Origin of the sequence: Corynebacterium lujinxingii (assembly GCF_014490555.1) — a bacterium.
Classification (GTDB): domain Bacteria; phylum Actinomycetota; class Actinomycetes; order Mycobacteriales; family Mycobacteriaceae; genus Corynebacterium; species Corynebacterium lujinxingii.
The window spans coordinates 2,213,246-2,235,038 of record NZ_CP061032.1; the positions used below are offsets into that span (position 1 = coordinate 2,213,246).

The window sequence follows — 21,793 nt, forward strand, 5'->3', positions numbered from 1 at the left end:
GTACACGAACGCAACAGAAAGGACATCATCATGGCTACTTACGAACTGCCTGATCTGCCGTACGCATACGACGCTCTCGAGCCGCACATCTCGGCCGAGATTATGGAGCTGCACCACGACAAGCACCACGCGAACTACGTCAAGGGTGCCAACGCCGCACTCGAGGCGCTTGAGGCGGAGCGCAACGGTGAGGCAAACGCCGATAAGATCCGTGCGCTGACGAAGAACCTCGCGTTCAACCTCGGTGGCCACACCAACCACTCCATCTTCTGGAAGAATATGGCACCGAACGCCGGCGGCAACCCGACCGGCGCGATCGCTGAGGCTATCGACCGCGACTTCGGCTCCTTCGAGGGCTTTAAGAAGCAGTTCTCCGCCGTCGCTAACGGCCTGCAGGGCTCCGGCTGGGCGGTTGCCGGCTACGACCACATCGCCGGTCGCCTGATCATCCAGCAGATGACCGACCAGCAGGGCAACATCTCCGTGGACTTCACCCCGGTGCTCATGCTGGACATGTGGGAGCACGCTTTCTACCTGCAGTACAAGAACGTTAAGGCTGACTACGTCGAGGCGTGGTGGAACGTTGTCAACTGGGACGACGTCAACGAGCGCTACTCCAAGGCAGCTGCTTAACGACGACCGCGTTACCGCCCGCCCTTCCAAACCGGAAGTGGCGGGCGTTTCGTTTTCGTGCCATGGCACGCATGCGCAAAGGCAGCCCCGAATACCGCAGAGCCACATGGGCGATGCTCGCGTTCGGGCTAGCGATCTTCAACACCCTCTACGCCACGCAGGCGCTGCTGCCCACGCTGACGTCCGAACTGGGCGTGAGCCCCTCGACGGCGGCGCTGACCGTCTCGGCGGCCACAGGTGCGCTGGCGCTGTGCGTGGTGCCGGCGTCGATCCTGTCGGAGAAGTTCGGCCGCGGGCACGTCCTGGTCATCTCCGCGCTTGCCGCCACCGGCATCGGGCTGGTGCTGCCGCTGGCCCAGAGTGCCGAGCAGTTAATCGCGCTGCGCGCGCTGCAGGGCGCAATGATCGCCGGCACCCCGGCAGTGGCGATGACGTGGCTATCCGAAGAGCTCGACGAGTACGACCTGCCCGGCGCGATGGGCCTTTACATCGCCGGCAACACCATCGGCGGGTTGACTGGGCGCCTCATCCCCGCGGGCCTGCTGGAGGTGACCACGTGGCGGTGGGCGCTGCTCGGCAGTGGCATCGTCGCGTTCGGCCTCGCCCTGCTGGCCGCATGGTTATTGCCCGAGCAGCGCAACTTCACCCCGAAACTGTCCATCCGACCGCGCAACGAGATCGCCGCGATGGGCCGCCACCTGCATAACCCGCGGCTGCTCGCTCTGTACGCCACCGCGTTTGTGGCCATGGGCGTGTTCGTGTCCATGTACAACTACTTCGGGTTCCGCGCGGTACTCGACTTTGGACTGCCGGCCGCCTTGTCCGGCCTGGTGTACGTGGTGTACCTGTCCGGCACCTGGTCGAGTGCCCGCGCCGGTGCGTTGCTGAAGCACCACGGCCACGGCGTGGTGGTGCTGATGTCGTCGATACTCATGCTCGCCGGCGCGCTGGGCGTGGCCAGCAGTTCGTTGTGGATCACGCTCGCCGGGCTGCTCGTGTTCACCGCGAGTTTCTTCGCGCTGCACTCCACGGCGTCTGGCTGGGTGGGGCTCATCGCCGAGCGCGACCGTGCCGAGGCGTCGAGCATGTACGTGTTCTCCTACTACATGGGCTCGTCCATCCTGGGCGCGGGAACCGGCTGCGCGTACGAGTCGCTGCCGTGGGTGGGCTTCATCGGAGTGCTCGCGTTGCTCCTCGGCGCGCTCACAGTGGTAGCCACGGCGCTGTGGAAGAGCGCACAGCATTGACCTGCTAGTTGCGCACAAGCAGCACTAGCAGATGCGCTCCTTACCGGCACTCAGTTTCAACATCACCTGGGAAATCGGAGAGTTGGACACTTGATCTGCTAGTTGCCCCACATGGTGAACTAGCAGATTCGGCTACACTGCCCCAAACTCCGGCACACCCTGCGCGCCGGCGTCGAGAAAGTCGCGCACCGCTCGGGTGGCGCGGCAGTCGTCTTCGTTGTAGCGCAGGAGCATCTCGCGCGCGGCGTCGTCGCCAAGCCTGCCCGCCCTGCGAAGCGCGACGGAGCGTTCCCCGTCGACGTCGTCGTCCTCCCACTCGAAACCGACCACCGGCCCGAGCACCTTCAGGCCGAGCCCGTCGGTGCCCACCAGCGAGCGGCGCACCAGCGCGAACACGTCGACCCATTCGTCGGAGGCGATGAACTCCGCAACCTCGTCGGCGTCCACCGAGGCGAACCTGCGTGCCGACGACCGCAGCCAGTGGTTCTCCCCACCCGCCGCGTAGCAGTACGCGCGGAACGTCTGTCCCGCCTCGTGCGCCGCGCGGCGCCGGGCCATCAGCCACGACCAGAACGCGTTGAAGTTCGCTTCCTCCGCGGCGTCGCCGACTTCCTCCCAGGTCACAAACGGGTGGTAGGTCTCGCCGTCGAAGGCACCCCACAGATAGGCGCCCTGGTCGAGGTAGGCCTCCATGTCGATGTCGATCTCCACGTCCGCCCGCGGCACGTCCGCCATCTGCTCGCGGCGCAGCACCGGGATGCCGGCGCGCCAGGCGCGGGCGAGGGCGGCGGGCTCGGCGGGGCCGGAGTCGATAAGCGACTGCACCGTGTGCAGGCCACGCTCACGCCACACGTCGCCGCGCCCACCTGGCAGCAGAAGCGAGATGTCGTCGAGTTCCTCCAGGCGCGGCTTACACAGCGGCCAAAAGCGGCAGGAGGCGCACTGCTTCATTCGTTTCGGCTCGTCGGGTATCTCGACGGCGAGCGCGTCGCGCAGCGGCTGGGTGTAGCGGGACGGGTCCACGATATAGGCGCGGGTGCGGTCCTGGCCGATTACGCCACCGCGGCCGTCCGCGAGGTCGCCGAGCAGCAGATACGCCATGGCCAGCCGGTAGCCGTCGACGGTGTGGTGACGCCCCTTCGCCCGCACCGTGATCGGCGCGCCCAACCCGATGCGGCCCGTGGGCACCATTTGGATCTCCTCGTGCGGGTGCTCGCGCGCGACCCGGTGGTTGGAGATGATCACCGGGGCATACCCCTGATCGGTGCGCACCAGCACGTCCGCCTCCGCAAGCGTCGGCACCCCGTCGATCGTTCCCTCGAGCGCGGCATTGGTGATCAGGTGCGCGCGGCGTTTCAGGGCGAGTCGCGTCTCGACGACACGCGCGTCCACCCCGGCACCGGGATCGATGTCGATGCGGGTGAAGGCTTTGCGGCGGCCGTCGCCAAGCGCGCGCTTTACGGGCAGCATCTCAAACACGGTGGCCCGCACGGCGTCCATCTGCGGCTGGCGCAGCAGCGCGTCGGGCAGCTCGGGCACGTCCGGGTGCTCGCGGCGCTGGCGCAACCGGTAGCGGCAACCGACCAGATCGGACGCCCGAACTGGCTGCGCTGGCTGAGGGGGAGTGTTCACAATGTCTGCAACGATACCTGGGCGGGCATGTCGGACCGGCAGGTACAGTTGGTGGACGTTAACGCAAACGAAAACTGCAAGGAGTACCGACCATGGGTGTCCTGGGCATCATCCGCAAAGTGCGCCGCAACGCGAAGGCCGAGATCAAGGCTGCCGAGGTGCACGCCCGCCAGTTGGCCAAGCAGGAGGCGAAGGCGGATCAGCGCACCGCCAAGCTGCTGGACAAGGCGGAAAAGCGCCTGCTCAAGGAAGAGAAGAAGGGCTTGAAGCGCAAGCGCAAGCACGAGAAGGATCTGGCGAAGACCTACCTGAAGCGCATTGAGGAGTCCGGCCTCACCAAGAAGAAGGCGAAGCAGTGGACGGGTGCCGCCCGCATGCTCGTGCCGGTGCTGCTGCCGCTGGCGTACAAGGCGCTGACGTCCGCGCAGCAGAACCAGGTGAACAAGCGCGCCTCCAGCCTTGGCCTGACCCCGCAGGACATCGCCCGCCACTCCGGCCGCGGCGCCGAGCTCAAGGCGCGTATCGACGCCGCACGCGACACCGTGGCCCACGCCGACAACATCGGCGACGGGTTCAAGCGCGACGCGAACGTGCGTCTCGACGAACTGGAGCAGGCCGTGCGCAACGCCGAGCACGCCAACCCAGAGCAGCGCCGCCTGGCCTACAACTCCATCGACGGGGACCTGAACAAGCTCTCGGGCGAGGTGCACGAGAAGCTCTCGCAGCGCTAGTTAGAGCACTCCCTGCTCGCGCGCCGACGCCACAGCCGAGGTGCGCGAGCGCACCCCCAACTTGTCGTAGATGTGGACGAGGTGGGACTTCACCGTGGCCTCCGACAGCATGAGGTCGCGGCCGATCTCGCGGTTCGACGAGCCCGCGGCCACGAGTTGGAGCACCTCCAGCTCACGCGGCGTTAGTGCGGAGCGCGGGGTCTTTTCGCGCGTTTCCAACCGGTCGCGCACGACGGGCGACATGGTGGCGTCGCCACGCGCTGTGGAGCGCACCGCAGCGACGAGTTCCTCCGGCGGGGCGTCTTTGAGCAGGTAGCCCACCGCGCCAGCCTCGATCGCCCCGAGGATGTCCGCGTCGGTGTCGTAGTTGGTCACCACCAGCACCTTTGGCGGGGTCTGCATGCTCGAGCTGATCTCCGCCGTCGCCTGCGCACCGGTGGTCACACGCTGGCCTTCCGCACCGGCACCGAAGCGCAGGTCCATGAGCACCACGTCGATACCGCCGGCTTGAGCCGTGGCGATCGCGCCCTCCGCGGTGGCGACCTCGGCCACGACCTCGATGTCGTCGGCCTCCTCCAGCACGGCGCGCAGGCCGAGGCGCACGATCTCGTGGTCGTCCGCCAGCAGGACTCTAATCACCGGTGACCTCCTCGCTAGTGTCCGTCTTTCGGTTGATAGTAACCGGCACGGCCACCGACAACGCGGTCGGCCCGCCCGGCGCGGACTCGATTTCTAACGTTCCGCCCAGCTCCTCAGCCCGCGAGCGCATGGCGTCGAGACCCAGGTGCCCCAGCCCGCTGGGTTTGAGCCCTTGCGCCGCGACGTCGAAGCCGCGGCCGTTGTCGACCACGTCCAGGCGCACCTCGTCTGCGCCGTAGGTCAGCGTGATCCGAGCCCGGGTCGCCTCGGCGTGGTTGACCACATTCGACACCGCGCCCTGGGCGATGCGCAGCAGGCCGGCCTCGACCCGCATCGGCAGCGGCGCGGCCTCACCGTCGACGTCGACGTCCACATCCAGCTCTCCGGCCGCCGCGAAGTCGCCTGCCACACGCTCGAGCGCCTCGCGCAGCGACGCCTCCGTCAGCGGCGCTGGCGCGAGCGCCGCGATCATCGCCCGGGTTTCGGCCAGGTTGTTCGACGCCGCCCGCCGCGCCGTTTCCATCTTGCGCAGCGGCTGCTCCACATCCCCGCCGAGCGCCCGAACGTCGCGCTCCGCCGCATGTAGCAGCATCTGGATTGACGACAAGTTCTGTGCCACGGTGTCGTGGATCTCGTGCGCCAGACGTTCACGCTCCTGCGCCACGCCGGCGGCACGCTCGGTCTCGGCGAGACGGTCGCGGGTGGCCAGGAGTTCGTCGATAAGCTGCTGCCGCTCCTGGCTGACCTTGTTGATGGTGAAAAACGCCCAGTCAATCGCCAGCACCACCACCGCGGACAGCGCCGGGCCCATCACCCCGCCGAGCGTGAGCCCGACCGGGATCTGGATCGCGACGCTGATCGCCAGTGCCGCCGCCACCCACGTGTAGCCGAGCCAGCCACGCATCGCGCGCAGGTAGACGAAAAACAGCACGAAGACCCAGTACACCGCTACCGGCGAGACGGTCGTGTCCGCCACCCACAGTGCGGTGAGGCCGAACGCCCAGATCACGCGCCCCCACGTGCCCCAGCGGTACATCTCCACCATGCCGTAGAACAGCAGAAACGCGAACCCAGCCACGAGCAAGATGTGCAGCAGCGCCGCGTTGAGGGGCATCCGCGCCAGGGCGCCGAGCGAGACAATCATGAGGCACACCGCGAGGATGGTGATGCCGGAATCGAGCGCGCTGTTGTCCGTCGCCTTTCCGGGGTGCTGCTCCAGCAGCACTAATCTGGAGCTCATGCGTCTGAGACTACCCACCGTGCTACTCGTGCTCGCCCTCGCCGGTTGCGGGGAGCAATCGCTTGACGACGACACCACGTCCCCCGACGCCCCACCCGCACCCGATTCGGGCCTGGCGGTAGAGGCGCTGCCGGAAACGGCCCGCGACGGTTGGGACGAGTGCCCCTACTTAGACACCGACTGGGTCGCGCGCACCAACGGCCAGCGCGTCACCGGCGTGGGCACCGACACCCGCTTCGACACCCCGGCCTGCCAGTTCTGGTCGTACCCGGAGGAGCCGCAACTTACCGTGATCGTGCGCCACATGCCCTCGCCGGAGCAGGCCATGGCGGTCGTGGACTGGGCAACCCCGGTGGATCTCACCCAACCGGCCGACCAGCCGGAGGGGTGGGACGGCGGCCGTCACGGCGGCGGCGCGGTGCCGGGGCGCATCGGCGCGGCGTATTCGGTGGCCAAAGGCGACGTCGCCGTCACCGTGTTCACCAACCAGGACGAGTCCGTGAAAGCCGAAACGGTAGCCACGGAAGCGATCGCTAACCTAGGCCTGTGATGAGCAACATCGACGTCGCAGCAATCGTATTCACCGACGACACCGGCCGCGTGCTCTGCGTGCGCAAACACACCAGCCCGCGCTTTCAACTCCCCGGCGGCAAACCGGAGGGCGACGAGACGAAGGTGCACACCGCCATCCGGGAAACTCGCGAGGAGATCGGCATCGACGTCGACCCCGAACAGTTGAGCTACCTGGGCACGTTTACCGCAAAGGCCTCCAACGAACCGGGCCACACGGTGACCTCCACGGTGTTCCTCCATGCCGGCGTTCCCACCGATCCCGCACCTGACGCCGAGATCGCCGAGGCCGCCTGGATCGACCCCGCCGACCACACCGGCGTCGAACTCGCGCCCCTGCTTCAAGACGAGATCTTCCCGGCGCTCACCCCAGCACGTATCGACGCCATCGCCGTGTTCGCCGGCGCCCGCGACGGCACCAACCCGGCCAACGCGGCACTCGCCCGTGGCTTTGGCGAGGCGCTTGCCCGCCACGGCATCACGCTGGTCTACGGCGGGTCCAAGGTCGGGTTGATGGGCGAGGTGGCCAGGGGGTCGTCGAAAAGCATCGGCGTACTCACGCACCACCTCGCGCAATACGAGATCCAGTACGACGGACTCGACCGCCTCGAGGTGGTGGACACGCTCGCCGAGCGCAAGGCGCGCATGAGCGAGCTTTCCGACGCCATCGTGGCCCTGCCCGGCGGCGCCGGCACCCTCGACGAACTTTTTGACGAATGGACCAACCAGCAACTCGGCCTCCACCGCAAACCCATCGGACTTTTAGGCCGCGAGTTCTGGGCGCCACTGGTCGCCATGGTGGATCACATGGTCGCGCAAGGCTTCATGCGGCCCACCGACCGTTCACACCTCATCGTCGCCGACGACCCGGACGAACTCATCGCCGCGCTGCGCGCTTGGCACCCGCCGGTGCCGCGCTGGATGTAGTTACACCGCGACGTCGTTATACGGCATCTGCGCGGAGACCCACGGGAACACGACCTCCATGAGCAGGAAGAACACCGCCACCAAAATGATTACGGTGAGCAGCCACTTCACCACCGGCGGGCCGGGGAGTTTGCGCCACAGCGCTGCGTACATAGTCTAGTCCACCTCCGTCATCGCCGGCGGGAGTGCGCCCGCCTGGTCCTTCGGCGCCACCTCGGTACGCACCGCGTGGATAATCATGCGCTCTGCGTTGGAGAACTGCGGGTGGCACGTGGTCAACGTGATCAGACCTTCCATACCGGGTTCCACCTTCGTGGAACGCGACCCCGGCATCGGGTTAACCACCTCGATGTTGCCCGGCAGCGTGATCTCCCGGCCCAGCACCTGGCTGTAATCGCCGGCCGCGATCCGCTCGTTGAGCTGCTCCGGCAGACAGTCCGCGCCCTCCGCGCGTCGCGCTGCCGGGTCCGGGGACATCGGTAAGACGCGGTAGGTCACCCACTCTTCTTGCGTTTCCACGACGATCGCGTCGCACGCCTTCAGCGCACCCAAGTCGTTAAACGGCGCGCCCTTGCCCACGCGGTGCCCGGCGATGGCGAAGTTGCCGTCCTGGCCGGGATACTGCGTGTCCGGGTAGTGGCCCGGGCCGGTAAGCAGCTCCGGCTCGCGCACGCCCTCCACGATGGCGAACTGGTAGTCCTGCCCGAAGACCGGGATGTACATCTTGGCAAACGCGTCGCCCAACTCGACTCCCGCGGCCTTGCGGGGGTTGACCCACTGCTCCTCCAGCCGGGTCTGCACCTCGTCCTGCATCCTCGCCGACGCCAAATTGGTCCAGTACGACTCGTAGAACGCAAACAGCAGCAACAGCGCGCCGACGGTCAGCAGCACCTCGCCGATGACCTGCGAGACGTTGATCTTCTTGTCAGCCATACCTAGATGGAGTAGTCCGGTGGCGGGGCGCCCAGCTTCGATTCGGCGAGGGAGCGGGCGGTGCGCAGTGGGTCGTCGTCACGCAAAATGCGCGCACCGGCGAGCCCGCCTTCCAGGAAAATGAGCAACTCGTCGGTCAACTCAGACGAGTCGTAGCCGTTTTTGTCGTTCAGCAGCTCAGTGATCGTCGTGTGCATCCAGTGGCGGTGGTTCGCGCAGGTTTCCACGATGCGCTCCTCCGACTCCGCCTCGGGGCGCGGGTACTCGGCGGCAGCGTTGAGAAACGGCGAGCCGCGGAACTCCTTCTCCGGCTCTTCCTCGATCGCCATGTCGAAAAACGCGAGGATCTTCGAATCCGCGTCCGGCGCCTTCGCCGCGCGCTCGCCCCAGCGGGACCGGTACTGCGCGTCGAGCTCCTCGAGGTACGCCACCACCAGGTTGTCCTTCGAGCCGAGCAGCGAGTACAGCGACGCCTTCGCCACATCCGCCTCGCGCAGAATTCGGTCGATGCCGATGACGCGGATGCCTTCTTCGGTGAAGAGCTTCGTTGCTGCGTCTAGAAGCCGCTGCCGCGGACTCGGTCGGTCGCGACGGCGCGAGGGCTGCTTCTTCTTACTCGTGGCGGCGGCCAAGAGGGGGCTCCTTTCGCGCTCCAGAATGGGACTTCTTCAATATAGACAAAACGGTTCGTCTATTCCACCAAAAAGCCCCCGGAGCATTCACTCCGGGGGCTTCAAGCGCTACTTGCTTAGCGACGTCGACCCGTCACCGCATTGATAATCCACAGCAGAATCACCGCACCGAGCAGGCAGGTGAGGAAGCTAAAGATCCAACCGCCGCCCTCGACGTCAACGCCGAACAGGGAGAGCAGCCAACCACCGAGCAGACCACCGATCACACCGACGAGGATGTTCAGGCCGATGCCCATCTGCGCATCGCGACCCTTGATCTTGGACGCGATCCAGCCAGCGAGTCCGCCGAGGATAATCCAACCAATAATGCTCATCGATAGAGTCATTTTGTAACCGTTCCTTCGTGTTGTCTTTGTTAATTACCTCAACCATTATCCCGCGTTGCGCAGGAATGTGTGCAACGCGGGCAATGCAATTTGGTAACGAATCAATTACTCCGGCCGCACAACCATCATCGGGCACGGCGCGGACTGCAGCAGCGCACGCGACGTGGACCCGAGCAGCATGCCCTTGAAGCCGCCGCGACCGTGTGAGCCGGTCACCAGAAGTTGCGCGTTCTCGGCCGCACTCGTCAGCGCGCGCACCGGACGGTCGCGGGCAATGTGCTTCTTCACTTCCACGTTCGGGTACTGCTCGACCAGACCGGCCAGCAGTTCGTCGAGAAGCTCCTGCTTCTCCTGCTGCACCGCATTCCAGTGGTCCTCGGAAACCGCGTAGCCGGCGCCCGGGCCTTGAATATTAGTGTCGACCCACGTGTGCACCGCGAGCAATTCCGCACCGCGTGCCGACGCCTCCTCGAACGCCACCTCCGTTGCCTTCTGCGACACCTCGGAGCCGTCCACACCGACGACAACCGGGCCGTACTTGTTCGCCTCGGTTACCGCGTTGTCCTCGCGCACCACCACGACCGGGCAGTTCGCGTGGGACACCACAGCGCCGGAAACCGATCCGAGGACCATGCCCGACAACCCGCCGAGACCGCGCGAGCCGAGCACAATCATCGTGCACTCGTTGGACATACGAAGCAGCATGTCGATCGGGGAACCTTCCGCAACCGCATGCCCGATCCGCAAATCCGGCGCAACCTCCAACGCGATATCGCGCGCGCGATCCACGGTCTGCATGGTGTCGCGCTGCAGTTCGTCGAAAATCTCCTGCGGCGGAACCATGCCTTCGGCGTACAGGAACTGCGGCATGGTGTAGCTCGCGGCAAGGCGCAGCGGGATGCCACGCTTCATCGCCGTGTTCGCAGCCCACCGAATTGCGTTATCGGACGCCGGGCTGCCGTCGACGGCAACGACAATGATGTCCTCGCGGGTTTCTTCCTGGGTCATGTGGTCAGCCTTTCTCTATCGGACAGCTGGTTATACCCACATTCTAGACCCGCCCGAGATACTTAGCGCGGAATCTCGATCGGCGTCGCTGCAGGCGCGTTCGCCGGGTACAACACGTTGTAAATCAGACGAAGCGCATCGGCGATCACCTTGCCAATGCCATCCGAGAAAAAGGCGATCAACGGCTCAACAATTGCTCCAAGATCCATGCGGGTTAATCTACTACACATGGCGAGGAAGAAGGGCCGACCGACGTTGCCGCTGCCCCCGCGCGACGGTCTCGGCGCGAGCCGCGTACGCGTCCCTGAGGGCCCCGGCATCCGCGCCCTGGACTTCCTCTGGCACGTCGTGTCCACCCAGCGCCACCGCCACCCCGACGATGACCTTTCCGCGGTGCAGCAGCGTTTCGACGACTCCCTCGTCGTCCTCCGCGACACCACCCCCGTGCTTGCCGACGACTGGCTCGCCCCCGGCACCGACATCTTCTTCTACCGCCGACCAGCGCCCGAGAAGCCGGTCCCATACTCCATTACGACGGTGTACGAAGACGGCGACATCCTGGTTGTGGACAAACCGCCATTCTTAGCGACGATGCCCCGCGCCTCCCACATCACCGAAACCGCCACCGTTCGACTGCGCCGCTCCACCCTCAACGAAGAACTCACCCCCGCCCACCGCCTCGACCGCGGCACGTCCGGCCTGTTGTTGCTCACGAAGCGCCGTGACGTCCGCGGCGCCTACCAGGATCTTTTCGCCCGTCGCGAAGTGGACAAGGTCTACGAAGCGATTGCGCCGCTTAGGTCGCTCCGTGTGCCTGCCATCTGGGAACATCACTTGGTGAAAGAGCACGGAGACCCCGCCGGCGCCGTCGTCCCGGATCTCGAACCGAATTCTCGGACCGTCGTTTCCTCCGCGACTCGTCTCTCTTCCGAGGAAGAGGCCTCCTTGGTGTCGCTCTACGACGTTGACGGCCCGCTTGGCCGTTACGTCCTCCACCCCGTTACCGGCCGCACCCACCAACTCCGCCTGCAGATGATGGCCGAGGCAGCCCCCATCCTCGGCGACACCATCTACCCCAACCTGCTCCCCGCCGAAGCCGAGGACTTCTCTCTCCCAATGCGTCTGCGCTGCACCGGCCTAGCTTTTATCGACCCGCTCTCAGGCCAGCCCCGCTCATTCCAATTGGACTAGCCGTCTTTCGTAGCGGGTTTACCGTGCTAACCCGCGCGTGCGTTGTTCGCAGCGGTTTAACACCGTGCTGGCTTCGCAAGCACCTTGTTTCGCCCCTCCACCGCATTGCGGACTAGTGGGTGTCCACCAACGATTCCGCCGCTACCTACCGCGCTGGCCTCGGATCCCGCTCCGCATTGCGGACAACTGGGTGTGGACCAACGATTCCGCTAACCGGGTTGATGACCAGAGTCTGCCGTTGCGGACAAGTGGGTGAACACCAACGATCTCGACACCCATTAGTCACACCGCATTGCGGGCAGGTGGGGATCCACCAACCAGGTAGTCGGCGACGAGTAATCCTGCGGTGCCCACACTGTAGTGGGTGCACAATGAAGACACACCCGGTGCAAGACGGTTGGGTCTTGTACCGGGTGTGTTTTGTGTGTTTTGAAGTTGTTGGGTCGGCGGTAACCTACTCTCCCACTCCCTCCCGGGGGCAGTACCATCGGCGCGGGCGGGCTTAGCTTCCGGGTTCGGAATGGGACCGGGCGTTTCCCCGCCGCTATCAACCACCGACACATCTTTGGGGTGTGTCAGATCATCAAGCGTTGGTGATCAGTATTCATGTTGTGGTGTCCGTGACATGGTGTGTTGTGTCAGGACTGCATAGTGGACGCGAACAGTGTGTTGTTTCGTTGTTGTTGTTGTTTGCTTGTTGTGTGCGCAAACAGGTGGTTGGTTTGTTCGGTGTATTAGTACCGGTCGCCTCCACACATTGCTGTGCTTCCAGTTCCGGCCTATCAACCCAGTCGTCTTCTGGGAACCTCAAATGAAACCTCATCTTAAAACAGGCTTCCCGCTTAGATGCTTTCAGCGGTTATCCCTCCCGTACGTAGCCAACCAGCAATGCTCCTGGCGGAACAACTGGCACACCAGAGGTACGTCCGTCCCGGTCCTCTCGTACTAGGGACAGCCTTCTTCAAGTTTCAACGCGCGCGGCGGATAGAGACCGAACTGTCTCACGACGTTCTGAACCCAGCTCGCGTGCCGCTTTAATGGGCGAACAGCCCAACCCTTGGGACCTACTCCAGCCCCAGGATGCGACGAGCCGACATCGAGGTGCCAAACCATCCCGTCGATATGGACTCTTGGGGAAGATCAGCCTGTTATCCCCGGGGTACCTTTTATCCGTTGAGCGACACCACATCCACAAGTAGGTGCCGGATCACTAGTCCCGACTTTCGTCCCTGCTCGACTTGTAGGTCTCGCAGTCAAGCTCCCTTGTGCACTTACACTCTAAACACCTGATTGCCAACCAGGCTGAGGGAACCTTTGGGCGCCTCCGTTACATTTTGGGAGGCAACCGCCCCAGTTAAACTACCCACCAGGCACTGTCCCCAACCCAGATCATGGGCCAAGGTTAGATATCCACTACGGTCAGAGTGGTATTTCAACAACGACTCCACCACCACTAGCGTGACGGCTTCAACATCTCCCACCTATCCTACACAAACCGCACCGAATGCCAATACCAAGCTATAGTGAAGGTCCCGGGGTCTTTTCGTCCTGCCGCGCGAAACGAGCATCTTTACTCGTACTGCAATTTCACCGGGTCTGTGGTTGAGACAGCAGGGGAGTCGTTACGCCATTCGTGCAGGTCGGAACTTACCCGACAAGGAATTTCGCTACCTTAGGATGGTTATAGTTACCACCGCCGTTTACTGGGGCTTAAATTCTCCGCTTCGACCAAAAAGGTCTAACAGGTCCTCTTAACCTTCCAGCACCGGGCAGGCGTCAGTCCGTATACATCAACTTAACCGTCTTCGCACGGACCTGTGTTTTTGATAAACAGTCGCTCCCCTCTATTCTCTGCGACCTGAACCAGCAACCACAGTCGTATGACCAGGCACCAGTCCAGGTCCCCCTTCTCCCGAAGTTACGGGGGTAATTTGCCGAGTTCCTTAACCACAGTTCACCCGACCGCCTGAGTATTCTCTACTTGACTACCTGTGTCGGTTTCGGGTACGGGCCGTACACACACATCGCTAGAGGCTTTTCTCGGCAGTACAGGATCACCAACATCACCCAACACTGGGCTACGCATCACGCCTCACACACATGACAGCCGCATTTCACATGCTGTCGTGCCACACGCTTGCACCACAATCCAATAAGTGGCTTGGCTACCTCACTGCGTCACCCCATCACTGATCTACCACGGATCAGGCCCCACGCATCACCACCAACCAACCAACCACAAGGGTCGGCAACAGCAGGTGGATCAGGGTGGTTAGTATCACCGCTTCAATACTGGGCGCGCGTGTACGGGTACGGGAATATCAACCCGTTAACCATCGACTACGCCTGTCGGCCTCGCCTTAGGACCCGACTCACCCTGGGAAGACGAACTTGACCCAGGAACCCTTAGTCATTCGGCGGATACGATTCTCACGTATCATTCGTTACTCATGCCTGCATTCTCACTCGCATGCAGTCCACCGCTCCTTACAGTACGGCTTCACCCCACACACGACGCTCCCCTACCCAAACAAAATGTTTGCCGCGGCTTCGGCGGTGTGCTTGAGCCCCACTGAATTGTCGGCGCAGAACCACTCGACCAGTGAGCTATTACGCACTCTTTCAAGGATGGCTGCTTCTAAGCCAACCTCCTGGCTGTCTTCGCGATCCCACATCCTTTTCCACTTAGCACACCCTTAGGGGCCTTAACCGGCGATCTGGGCTGTTTCCCTCTCGACTATGAAGCTTATCCCCCACAGTCTCACTGCAATGCTTGACTTCACCGGCATTCGGAGTTTGGCTGACGTCACTAAGATGATAGTCCCGCTCGGCCATCCAGTAGCTCTACCTCCGGTAAGCACACATCACGCTGCACCTAAATGCATTTCGGGGAGAACCAGCTATCACGGAGTTTGATTGGCCTTTCACCCCTACCCACAGCTCATCCCCTCAGTTTTCAACCTAAGTGGGTTCGCGCCTCCACAACCTCTTACAGCTGCTTCACACTGGCCATGGGTAGATCACCCCGCTTCGGGTCCAGGACATGCCACTAAAACCACCCTATTCGGATTCGCTTTCGCTACGACTACCCCTAAACACGGGTTAACCTCGCGACATGCCGCTGACTCGCAGGCTCATTCTTCAAAAGGCACGCCATCACACACAAACAGGTGCTCTGACGGATTGTAAGCGCATGGTTTCAGGAACTCTTTCACTCCCCTCCCGGGGTACTTTTCACCATTCCCTCACGGTACTATTCACTATCGGTCACACTGAGTATTCAGGCTTACCGGGTGGTCCCGGCAGATTCACAGCAGATTCCACGAGCCCGCTGCTACTCGGGGCAATGATCAGCACATGCCTGTAAACGCCTTCGCGTACGGGGCTTATCACCCGCTCCGGCGCGCCATCCCAGACGCTTCCGCTAACGCACAAACACACACCTGCGGTCAGGTAGCCCGCAACAACCACACCCCACAACACCGCACACGCAACCCCTACCCAGGTATCACACGCACACGGTTTAGCCATCATCCGCTATCGCTCGCCACTACACACGGAATCACAATTGTTTTCTTCTCCTGCGGGTACTGAGATGTTTCACTTCCCCACGTCAACCCCCACACAGGCTATGCATTCACCTGCAGGTAACACCACACAACTGATGTTGGGTTTCCCCATTCGGACATCCTCGGATCAACGCTTAGTTGGCAACTCCCCGAGGCTTAACGCAGCCTCACACGTCCTTCATCGGCCCAGCATGCCAAGGCATCCACCATACGCCCGTAACACAAAACAACACACACTGCTGCTTCACACACACGAACGACTACAAACTGTAGACACTCAACAAACAACACAAATTACAGAAAAACAAGATGCTCGCGTCCACTATACAGTTCTCAACAACACACCCCACACCAACAACCACCAACACGCGGCCATAAGTCAGCGGGATGCCACAACAACAGGAACACACAATGTTGCCCCAGACACCCAACAGCATGCCAACACACACAAACTGATTTTTTCGTTGCCGCGACACCTCAGTGTCACACCACACGAGCACACACACCCACACCAGGCCACACGCAGACACCCTGATGGCATCCACCAACACGACCCGGGGTGCATGTCCACCCGGAATTTGAAAAACAACAATGCGGCAGTCGCACACTCGGCGACATCAACCACACAACACCCGCAACTGCGGGCACAAAACATAAACTCCTTAGAAAGGAGGTGATCCAGCCGCACCTTCCGGTACGGCTACCTTGTTACGACTTCGTCCCAATCGCCGATCCCACCTTCGACAGCTCCCATTACAGGCCACTGGCTTCGGGTGTTACCAACTTTCATGACGTGACGGGCGGTGTGTACAAGGCCCGGGAACGTATTCACCGCAGCGTTGCTGATCTGCGATTACTAGCGACTCCGACTTCATGGGGTCGAGTTGCAGACCCCAATCCGAACTAAGGCCGGCTTTCAGCGATTAGCACACCCTCACAGGCTCGCAAGACGCGTTGTACCGACCATTGTAGCATGTGTGAAGCCCTGGACATAAGGGGCATGATGATTTGACGTCATCCCCACCTTCCTCCGAGTTAACCCCGGCAGTCTCTCATGAGTCCCCAACCGAATTGCTGGCAACATAAGACAAGGGTTGCGCTCGTTGCGGGACTTAACCCAACATCTCACGACACGAGCTGACGACAACCATGCACCACCTGTACACCAACCACAAAGGGAAAGACCATCTCTGGCCCGATCTGGTGTATGTCAAGCCCAGGTAAGGTTCTTCGCGTTGCATCGAATTAATCCACATGCTCCGCCGCTTGTGCGGGCCCCCGTCAATTCCTTTGAGTTTTAGCCTTGCGGCCGTACTCCCCAGGCGGGGCGCTTAATGCGTTAGCTACGGCACGAACCCCGTGGAAGGGACTCACACCTAGCGCCCACCGTTTACGGCATGGACTACCAGGGTATCTAATCCTGTTCGCTCCCCATGCTTTCGCTCCTCAGCGTCAGTTACTGCCCAGAGACCTGCCTTCGCCATCGGTGTTCCTCCTGATATCTGCGCATTCCACCGCTACACCAGGAATTCCAGTCTCCCCTACAGCACTCAAGTTATGCCCGTATCGCCTGCAGTCCCGCAGTTAAGCTGCGGGCTTACACAAACGACGCGACAAACCACCTACGAGCTCTTTACGCCCAGTAATTCCGGACAACGCTCGCACCCTACGTATTACCGCGGCTGCTGGCACGTAGTTAGCCGGTGCTTCTTCTCCAGGTACCGTCACTTGCGCTTCGTCCCTAGCGAAAGGAGTTTACAACCCGAAGGCCGTCATCCCCCACGCGGCGTCGCTGCATCAGGCTTGCGCCCATTGTGCAATATTCCCCACTGCTGCCTCCCGTAGGAGTCTGGGCCGTATCTCAGTCCCAATGTGGCCGTACACCCTCTCAGGCCGGCTACCCGTCGACGCCTTGGTAGGCCATTACCCCACCAACAAGCTGATAGGCCGCGAGCTCATCCCACACCGAAAAAACTTTCCACCACAACATCCAAGAAGTGGTCCTATCCGGTATTAGACCCAGTTTCCCAGGCTTATCCCGAAGTGCAGGGCAGATCACCCACGTGTTACTCACCCGTTCGCCACTCGAGTACCCAAGCAAGCTTGGGCCTTTCCGTTCGACTTGCATGTGTTAAGCACGCCGCCAGCGTTCATCCTGAGCCAGGATCAAACTCTCCACAAAAAGTTTCAACAAAAACAAACGTGAAACAGGCCGTGAAAAGCCCAAAACCCAACCAAAACAAACCAACCAACACCACACGACAAAACGCCACACAGTGCTGGACTGGCAAAAATCCAAACATTACCGGAAGCCACAACGACTCCCAACCGGCCCCATACCCGACGGGGCAAAACAACAGGACCGGCAAAAAATATCATGTGCAAACAAAATGAAGCACACCACGCAAAACAAGCGATCAGGCAATCATTGGTTCACCCAACCACCACCGGCACACACCAAAAGCATGCGCACCCACGCAGCACACAACACCAAGCACACAACAACAAAAAATCAAATGCATTGGCACACTATCGAGTTCTCAAACAACACCAGCACACCCAAACCAACCCACAAACACGTAGGCAAGTCCAAAGTGACTAAAGTATTTTCGTCCGCGATTGTTTTCCTGCCCGCCACACAAACCAGAGAACCGATCTGCTCTCCAGCGGGGCGTTGTCGGTCTCGCTGACTGGAACTAAGTTACACACACCCAAACACAAACACAAACCCGCAGCGCACGGTTAGTTTTTAAGCGTCTTTAAGTATGCGTTTTGGGTTCATAATCCCGCCGAGATACGCAGCAATGAACACAACACCAACAAGAATCAGAATCCCTGACGCAGCCACGGCAACCGCCACCTCCGGGCTCAGTAGGCCGGGAGCATGCGTCGCATTCATCACCGGAAAGAACATCAACATCGAGGGAAAAAGCCCCAGTTCACTGTTGCGCACCTTGAGCAAAGGGCCCACCGCCGCGCAGGCCAGTCCGCCTACTGCTGCGACAGCGACACCCGCACTGGTAGCGGGCGAAAGCGCCGCGACCACGGCGGCGTAGAGCCCCACAGATGCCGCGGCACCGGCGAGGTACTGCAACATCCATCGCCTGCGCGGGACCCCGTAAGCTGCGCCGACGCCCGGACCCACGATGGGCGAGTCCGCCATGCAGTACACGGCATACCAGGCGAGCAATGGCAGGGCACCGAGGTAGTCCCGAAGCGTTTCTCCGCCAATATGGGAGGCCAAATGCAGCATCCCGCTGTGTGCGAGGGCTACCCCGAACGCCCAGAGCAACTGGGGTTTGAATATCAGTTCAAAGGTGTATCCCCGCTCACCGAATTGCGAGCGCCGGACACGAATCGGGTCGGGAACCTCTCCATCGATGTAGCGGGAGCCGGTCACCAGCCCCGCGACGAGCGCTCCCACCGCACCAGCAACCCCAACCCAATCGGGTCGGGCGGCAAGCGATACGGCAGCACCGAAGACCACCGAAGGAACAACGGCGAACGCTGTTAGTTTCACTGCCCGCGAGCGCGGCACGCCATAGGCGGAGTACACCGTCTCTTCCTCCTGCAACGCAACGAGCACCAGCACGGTCAACAGAGCTGGATGCAATGCGCTAGCCAAAGCGCCATCGACGAAGAACGCGCCGAGCGACAAAACTGCGATCAGCGGCACGATCCACAGAAAGCGTCGCAGCGGCGATGCCACAAACTGATGCTGGAAGTACGCGAACAAGCTGGTGTTCACTTACGACACCTCCAGGACGTGCTCGATGAGGTCGTCGAACTTGGCGGCTCGTGCGTGGCGCGGCGCGTCGTCGATAGGCACAAGCTCGGGGCCGGCCACTGCGTACCGGTCGGCGTCCTCAGGAACACATTGCTTGACGACGACACCATCACGCCCCAAGATCACCGCGCTGTCCAGCACTTTCGCGGCGTCGTCGATGTGGTGCGTAGCCATGACGATCGTGCGCCCGCTATCGGCCTGCGGGAGCAGGTGGCGGTAGAACACTGAGGTGTTGTGGGTGTCGAGGCCGACGTAGGGTTCGTCGAGAAGCAATAGCTCGGTTCCGGACGCCAGCCCGATGACGATGGACACCATTGCGCGCTGGCCGCGGGAGAGTTTCTCGTAGCGGGTACTCAGGGCAGCATCCAGGGCGAAGTCGGCGATGAGGTTGTCGGCGATCGCCTGGTCCCACGTGCGGTAGCGCAGGCGCGCGCCTTTGATGACGTCGGCGGCGGACCACCACCCCGGGTACGCGGTGTCGACGCCGGTCAGACACGTGTTGTCCATGACGCGAGCGTTGTCGAAGGGGCGCTGGCCGAACACCTCGACCGTGCCGGAGGTGGGTTTGAGCTGGCCGGCAACGATGCGCAGCAGCGTGGATTTGCCCACGCCGTTGCGGCCGAGCAGCCCGTGGATGCCGGGGCCGAGGTCGAGATCGACGCCGTTGAGGACTTCGGTGGCGCCGAAGTGGCGGGTCAGGCCGGACGTGTGGATTGTCATTGGTACATTCCTCTGCTTTCTGCGACGCGGTCGATGAGGTCGTGGAGGTCGGTGCGGGAGTAGCCGAGGTGCACGGCTTCGTCGATAAGCGGGGCGATGTAGTGGCCGGCGAACGCGTCGCGGCGCGTGGCCAGGATGCGCTCGCGGGCGCCGTCGGTGACGAACATGCCGAGGCCGCGACGCTTTTCCAGCACGTGGTCGTCGGCAAGCAATGTCAGCCCCTTGCGCGCGGTGGCCGGGTTAATTTCGTGGAACTGCGCGAGCTGGTTGGTGGAGGGGGCCTGGTCGCCGGGCTTCAGGGAGCCGTCGACGATGAGGTCCGCGACGAAGTTCGCGACCTGCACGAACAACGGCTCGGCGTCGGAATTCAAAAGCCCTCACCCCTGTTAGTTGGTTAGTTACTCGAGTAACCAACTAACTATCACGGCTCGCGCACAGCTGCAAGGGAGGACATGGAACCAGCGCGCAAAATCAGGCAAGATAGGGCGTGAAAATCAACTTAGTAACGAAAAGAATCGGAATTTAGGAGCCATGCTTGAACGCACACTGGTGTTCGTCGACACGTCTTACCTGCTCGCGAGCTTTTACAACTCGTGGGAAATCGGCGCACGAGCTCAACTAGAAATCGATCTGCCGGAGGTTGTCACAACCCTCGGCGACATGATCACGAACCAACTCCATCAACCAATCCACCGCCAGTTCTGGTACGACGGCATCCCCGATTCGGGCCCGCACCGCTACCAGCGCGCGCTGCGCACCTGCGACGGCGTACAACTGCGCACCAGCCAACTGATCGAATGGGGCGAGCGCCGCACCCAAAAGGGCGTGGACACCCGCCTCGTCGCAGACCTTGTAGTCAACGGCCTGAGCGAGAAATTCACCGACTTCGTCCTCGTCTCCGGCGACGCCGATATGATCCCCGGCGTCGAAGAAGTCACCCGCCACGGCACCCGCATGCACCTCTACGGCTTCGGCTGGGACTCCATGTCCTCCGCCCTTCGCCACGCGTGCGACAGCACCACCATCCTCGACCCGCGCGAAGACTTCGCCGACGCCATGCGGCTGCAAGTGCTCGAGGGCCCGCTGCCGCCGTCCATCAGGGAGCGCCCGCTTAACGACGCCAAACCACTCGACGAAGCCGACGGCCCCACCACCGTGCCCGGCCTCGGTCCAGAGCCACTGAGCCAGGAAAGCGCGGAAGCGTCCGCGCCGGAGTCCGCCCCGGACGCCCCTGCCGAGCAGGCCTCTGCGGGCACCTCCTCCGGGACCTCGGAGGAAAAGCCCACCCCGAAGCCGTCCGACATTGTCGGCGCGCCGGTGGCGCAGCAGCGCACCCAGGCCCCGGAGGAACCCGAACTCGACGAGCCTTCCGAGGCACAGGTCGAGGCGAATAACGAGTCCAACAAGCCGGGCAACCAGCAGGTCTCTAGCGAAAAGAAGCCTGAGGCGGCTGCGCCGAAACCGGGTGCCGATTCCGAGGAGGCACCCAAGCCAGGCCCGAAGCCCGCACCGAAACCGTCGATGATGGCGCCGCGCCGCAAACTCCGCAGCCGGTACGTGCCTCTGCCGGAGGAAGTCTGGACTTCCGCCGGCTTCCAAACCCCCTACGACGTGGGACAGCAATACGCCTCCTGGTGGTTCGAAAACGCCGCGACAATGGAGCAGCGCGATAGCGCCCACCTGCTGTCCGGCGGCGGGCTACCCCCGGAGATCGACCGGCCGCTACTGCAGTTCGCCTGCGAAACGCTGCACGAATACACGCTGACAGAGACCCAGCGCGTGAACCTTCGCGACGGGTTCCACTCCGGCATTCGCGGCGTGCTGATTAACATCCAGCGGGACTAGACTGTTCAGCCCCTCGGAAAAAGTTCCCAGGTGGGGAACTTTCTTCCGCTGCCGGGGCAAGCCAGCTCGATTTCCCCAGCAAACGCCGCACCCGAAACCAAAA

At 62.4% G+C, this 21,793-nt stretch carries 19 protein-coding genes and 3 rRNA genes; 7 read left to right on the forward strand and 15 right to left on the reverse strand.

Annotated elements, in window-relative coordinates; genetic code table 11:
- Positions 1-30 precede the first annotated feature (30 nt).
- Both IAU68_RS10805 and IAU68_RS10810 read left to right on the forward strand, forming a co-directional pair.
- Positions 31-633, forward strand: a complete 603-nt coding sequence (locus tag IAU68_RS10805; protein WP_171193886.1) for a superoxide dismutase — start codon at positions 31-33, stop codon at positions 631-633.
- Between the two features lie 71 nt (positions 634-704).
- Positions 705-1,880 (forward strand): MFS transporter, encoded by a 1,176-nt coding sequence (locus IAU68_RS10810; protein WP_231699150.1) that lies wholly within the window; start codon positions 705-707, stop codon positions 1,878-1,880.
- Positions 1,881-2,012: 132 nt separating this feature from the next.
- Here the strand turns inward: IAU68_RS10810 and IAU68_RS10815 are convergent, their stop codons facing one another.
- Complete coding sequence (locus IAU68_RS10815; RefSeq protein ID WP_171193887.1) at positions 2,013-3,512, reverse strand: TM0106 family RecB-like putative nuclease; 1,500 nt, start codon at positions 3,510-3,512, stop codon at positions 2,013-2,015.
- Positions 3,513-3,604: 92 nt separating this feature from the next.
- Between IAU68_RS10815 and IAU68_RS10820 the strand changes: the two genes are divergently transcribed.
- Positions 3,605-4,243, forward strand: a complete 639-nt coding sequence (locus tag IAU68_RS10820; protein ID WP_171193888.1) for a DUF6474 family protein — start codon at positions 3,605-3,607, stop codon at positions 4,241-4,243.
- On the opposite strand, the gene IAU68_RS10825 is transcribed toward IAU68_RS10820, so the two are convergent.
- Positions 4,244-4,882, reverse strand: a complete 639-nt coding sequence (locus tag IAU68_RS10825; protein ID WP_171193889.1) for a LuxR C-terminal-related transcriptional regulator — start codon at positions 4,880-4,882, stop codon at positions 4,244-4,246. It abuts the gene before it with no gap.
- On the reverse strand, positions 4,875-6,122 hold the full coding sequence (locus tag IAU68_RS10830; protein WP_171193890.1) for a sensor histidine kinase: 1,248 nt from the start codon (positions 6,120-6,122) through the stop codon (positions 4,875-4,877). Before IAU68_RS10830 ends, IAU68_RS10825 begins: the two co-directional genes overlap by 8 nt.
- Here IAU68_RS10830 and IAU68_RS10835 point away from each other — a divergent pair.
- Positions 6,121-6,672 carry a DUF2020 domain-containing protein gene (locus IAU68_RS10835; RefSeq protein ID WP_171193891.1) on the forward strand — a complete coding sequence of 184 codons (552 nt, stop codon included), beginning with the start codon at positions 6,121-6,123 and terminating at the stop codon, positions 6,670-6,672. The genes IAU68_RS10830 and IAU68_RS10835 overlap by 2 nt on opposite strands.
- A complete protein-coding gene (locus tag IAU68_RS10840) occupies positions 6,672-7,619 on the forward strand; it encodes a TIGR00730 family Rossman fold protein (protein ID WP_171193892.1) in 948 nt (315 codons plus the stop codon). Before IAU68_RS10835 ends, IAU68_RS10840 begins: the two co-directional genes overlap by 1 nt.
- On the opposite strand, the gene IAU68_RS10845 is transcribed toward IAU68_RS10840, so the two are convergent.
- From IAU68_RS10845 to IAU68_RS10870, 6 genes are all read right to left on the reverse strand, one after another.
- Entirely contained in the window at positions 7,620-7,772 is a 153-nt protein-coding gene (locus IAU68_RS10845) for a hypothetical protein (protein WP_171193893.1), read from the reverse strand.
- 3 nt (positions 7,773-7,775) lie between these two features.
- Complete coding sequence (locus IAU68_RS10850) at positions 7,776-8,552, reverse strand: class E sortase (protein ID WP_171193894.1); 777 nt, start codon at positions 8,550-8,552, stop codon at positions 7,776-7,778.
- A 2-nt stretch (positions 8,553-8,554) separates the two neighbouring features.
- On the reverse strand, positions 8,555-9,184 hold the full coding sequence (locus tag IAU68_RS10855) for a TetR/AcrR family transcriptional regulator (protein ID WP_171193895.1): 630 nt from the start codon (positions 9,182-9,184) through the stop codon (positions 8,555-8,557).
- 116 nt (positions 9,185-9,300) lie between these two features.
- Positions 9,301-9,570 (reverse strand): GlsB/YeaQ/YmgE family stress response membrane protein, encoded by a 270-nt coding sequence (locus tag IAU68_RS10860; RefSeq protein WP_171193896.1) that lies wholly within the window; start codon positions 9,568-9,570, stop codon positions 9,301-9,303.
- A gap of 105 nt (positions 9,571-9,675) precedes the next feature.
- Positions 9,676-10,578, reverse strand: a complete 903-nt coding sequence (locus IAU68_RS10865; protein ID WP_171193897.1) for a universal stress protein — start codon at positions 10,576-10,578, stop codon at positions 9,676-9,678.
- Positions 10,579-10,640: 62 nt separating this feature from the next.
- Positions 10,641-10,787: a hypothetical protein gene (locus tag IAU68_RS10870; RefSeq protein ID WP_171193898.1), complete on the reverse strand. Its 147-nt coding sequence runs from the start codon at positions 10,785-10,787 to the stop codon at positions 10,641-10,643.
- Here IAU68_RS10870 and IAU68_RS10875 point away from each other — a divergent pair.
- Complete coding sequence (locus IAU68_RS10875; protein ID WP_231699151.1) at positions 10,723-11,769, forward strand: pseudouridine synthase; 1,047 nt, start codon at positions 10,723-10,725, stop codon at positions 11,767-11,769. The genes IAU68_RS10870 and IAU68_RS10875 overlap by 65 nt on opposite strands.
- A gap of 441 nt (positions 11,770-12,210) precedes the next feature.
- Here the strand turns inward: IAU68_RS10875 and rrf are convergent.
- The 6 genes from rrf to IAU68_RS10905 all read right to left on the reverse strand — a co-directional run bounded on the left by rrf (position 12,211) and on the right by IAU68_RS10905 (position 20,216).
- Positions 12,211-12,328 (reverse strand): 5S ribosomal RNA (rrf, locus tag IAU68_RS10880).
- Positions 12,329-12,484: 156 nt separating this feature from the next.
- Positions 12,485-15,568: ribosomal RNA gene (locus tag IAU68_RS10885) — 23S ribosomal RNA — on the reverse strand.
- Positions 15,569-16,004: 436 nt separating this feature from the next.
- Positions 16,005-17,520, reverse strand: a 16S ribosomal RNA gene (locus IAU68_RS10890).
- The 16S, 23S and 5S rRNA genes sit together here, the layout of an rRNA operon.
- A 567-nt stretch (positions 17,521-18,087) precedes the next feature.
- Entirely contained in the window at positions 18,088-19,086 is a 999-nt protein-coding gene (locus IAU68_RS10895) for a hypothetical protein (protein ID WP_171194558.1), read from the reverse strand.
- Complete coding sequence (locus IAU68_RS10900) at positions 19,087-19,845, reverse strand: ATP-binding cassette domain-containing protein (RefSeq protein ID WP_171194560.1); 759 nt, start codon at positions 19,843-19,845, stop codon at positions 19,087-19,089.
- The gene (locus tag IAU68_RS10905) at positions 19,842-20,216 is read right to left on the reverse strand and encodes a GntR family transcriptional regulator (RefSeq protein WP_171194561.1); all 375 of its coding nucleotides are present in this window, start codon (positions 20,214-20,216) and stop codon (positions 19,842-19,844) included. Before IAU68_RS10905 ends, IAU68_RS10900 begins: the two co-directional genes overlap by 4 nt.
- A 160-nt stretch (positions 20,217-20,376) precedes the next feature.
- Between IAU68_RS10905 and IAU68_RS10910 the strand changes: the two genes are divergently transcribed.
- Entirely contained in the window at positions 20,377-21,690 is a 1,314-nt protein-coding gene (locus tag IAU68_RS10910; protein WP_186337549.1) for an NYN domain-containing protein, read from the forward strand.
- Positions 21,691-21,793: the final 103 nt, after the last annotated feature.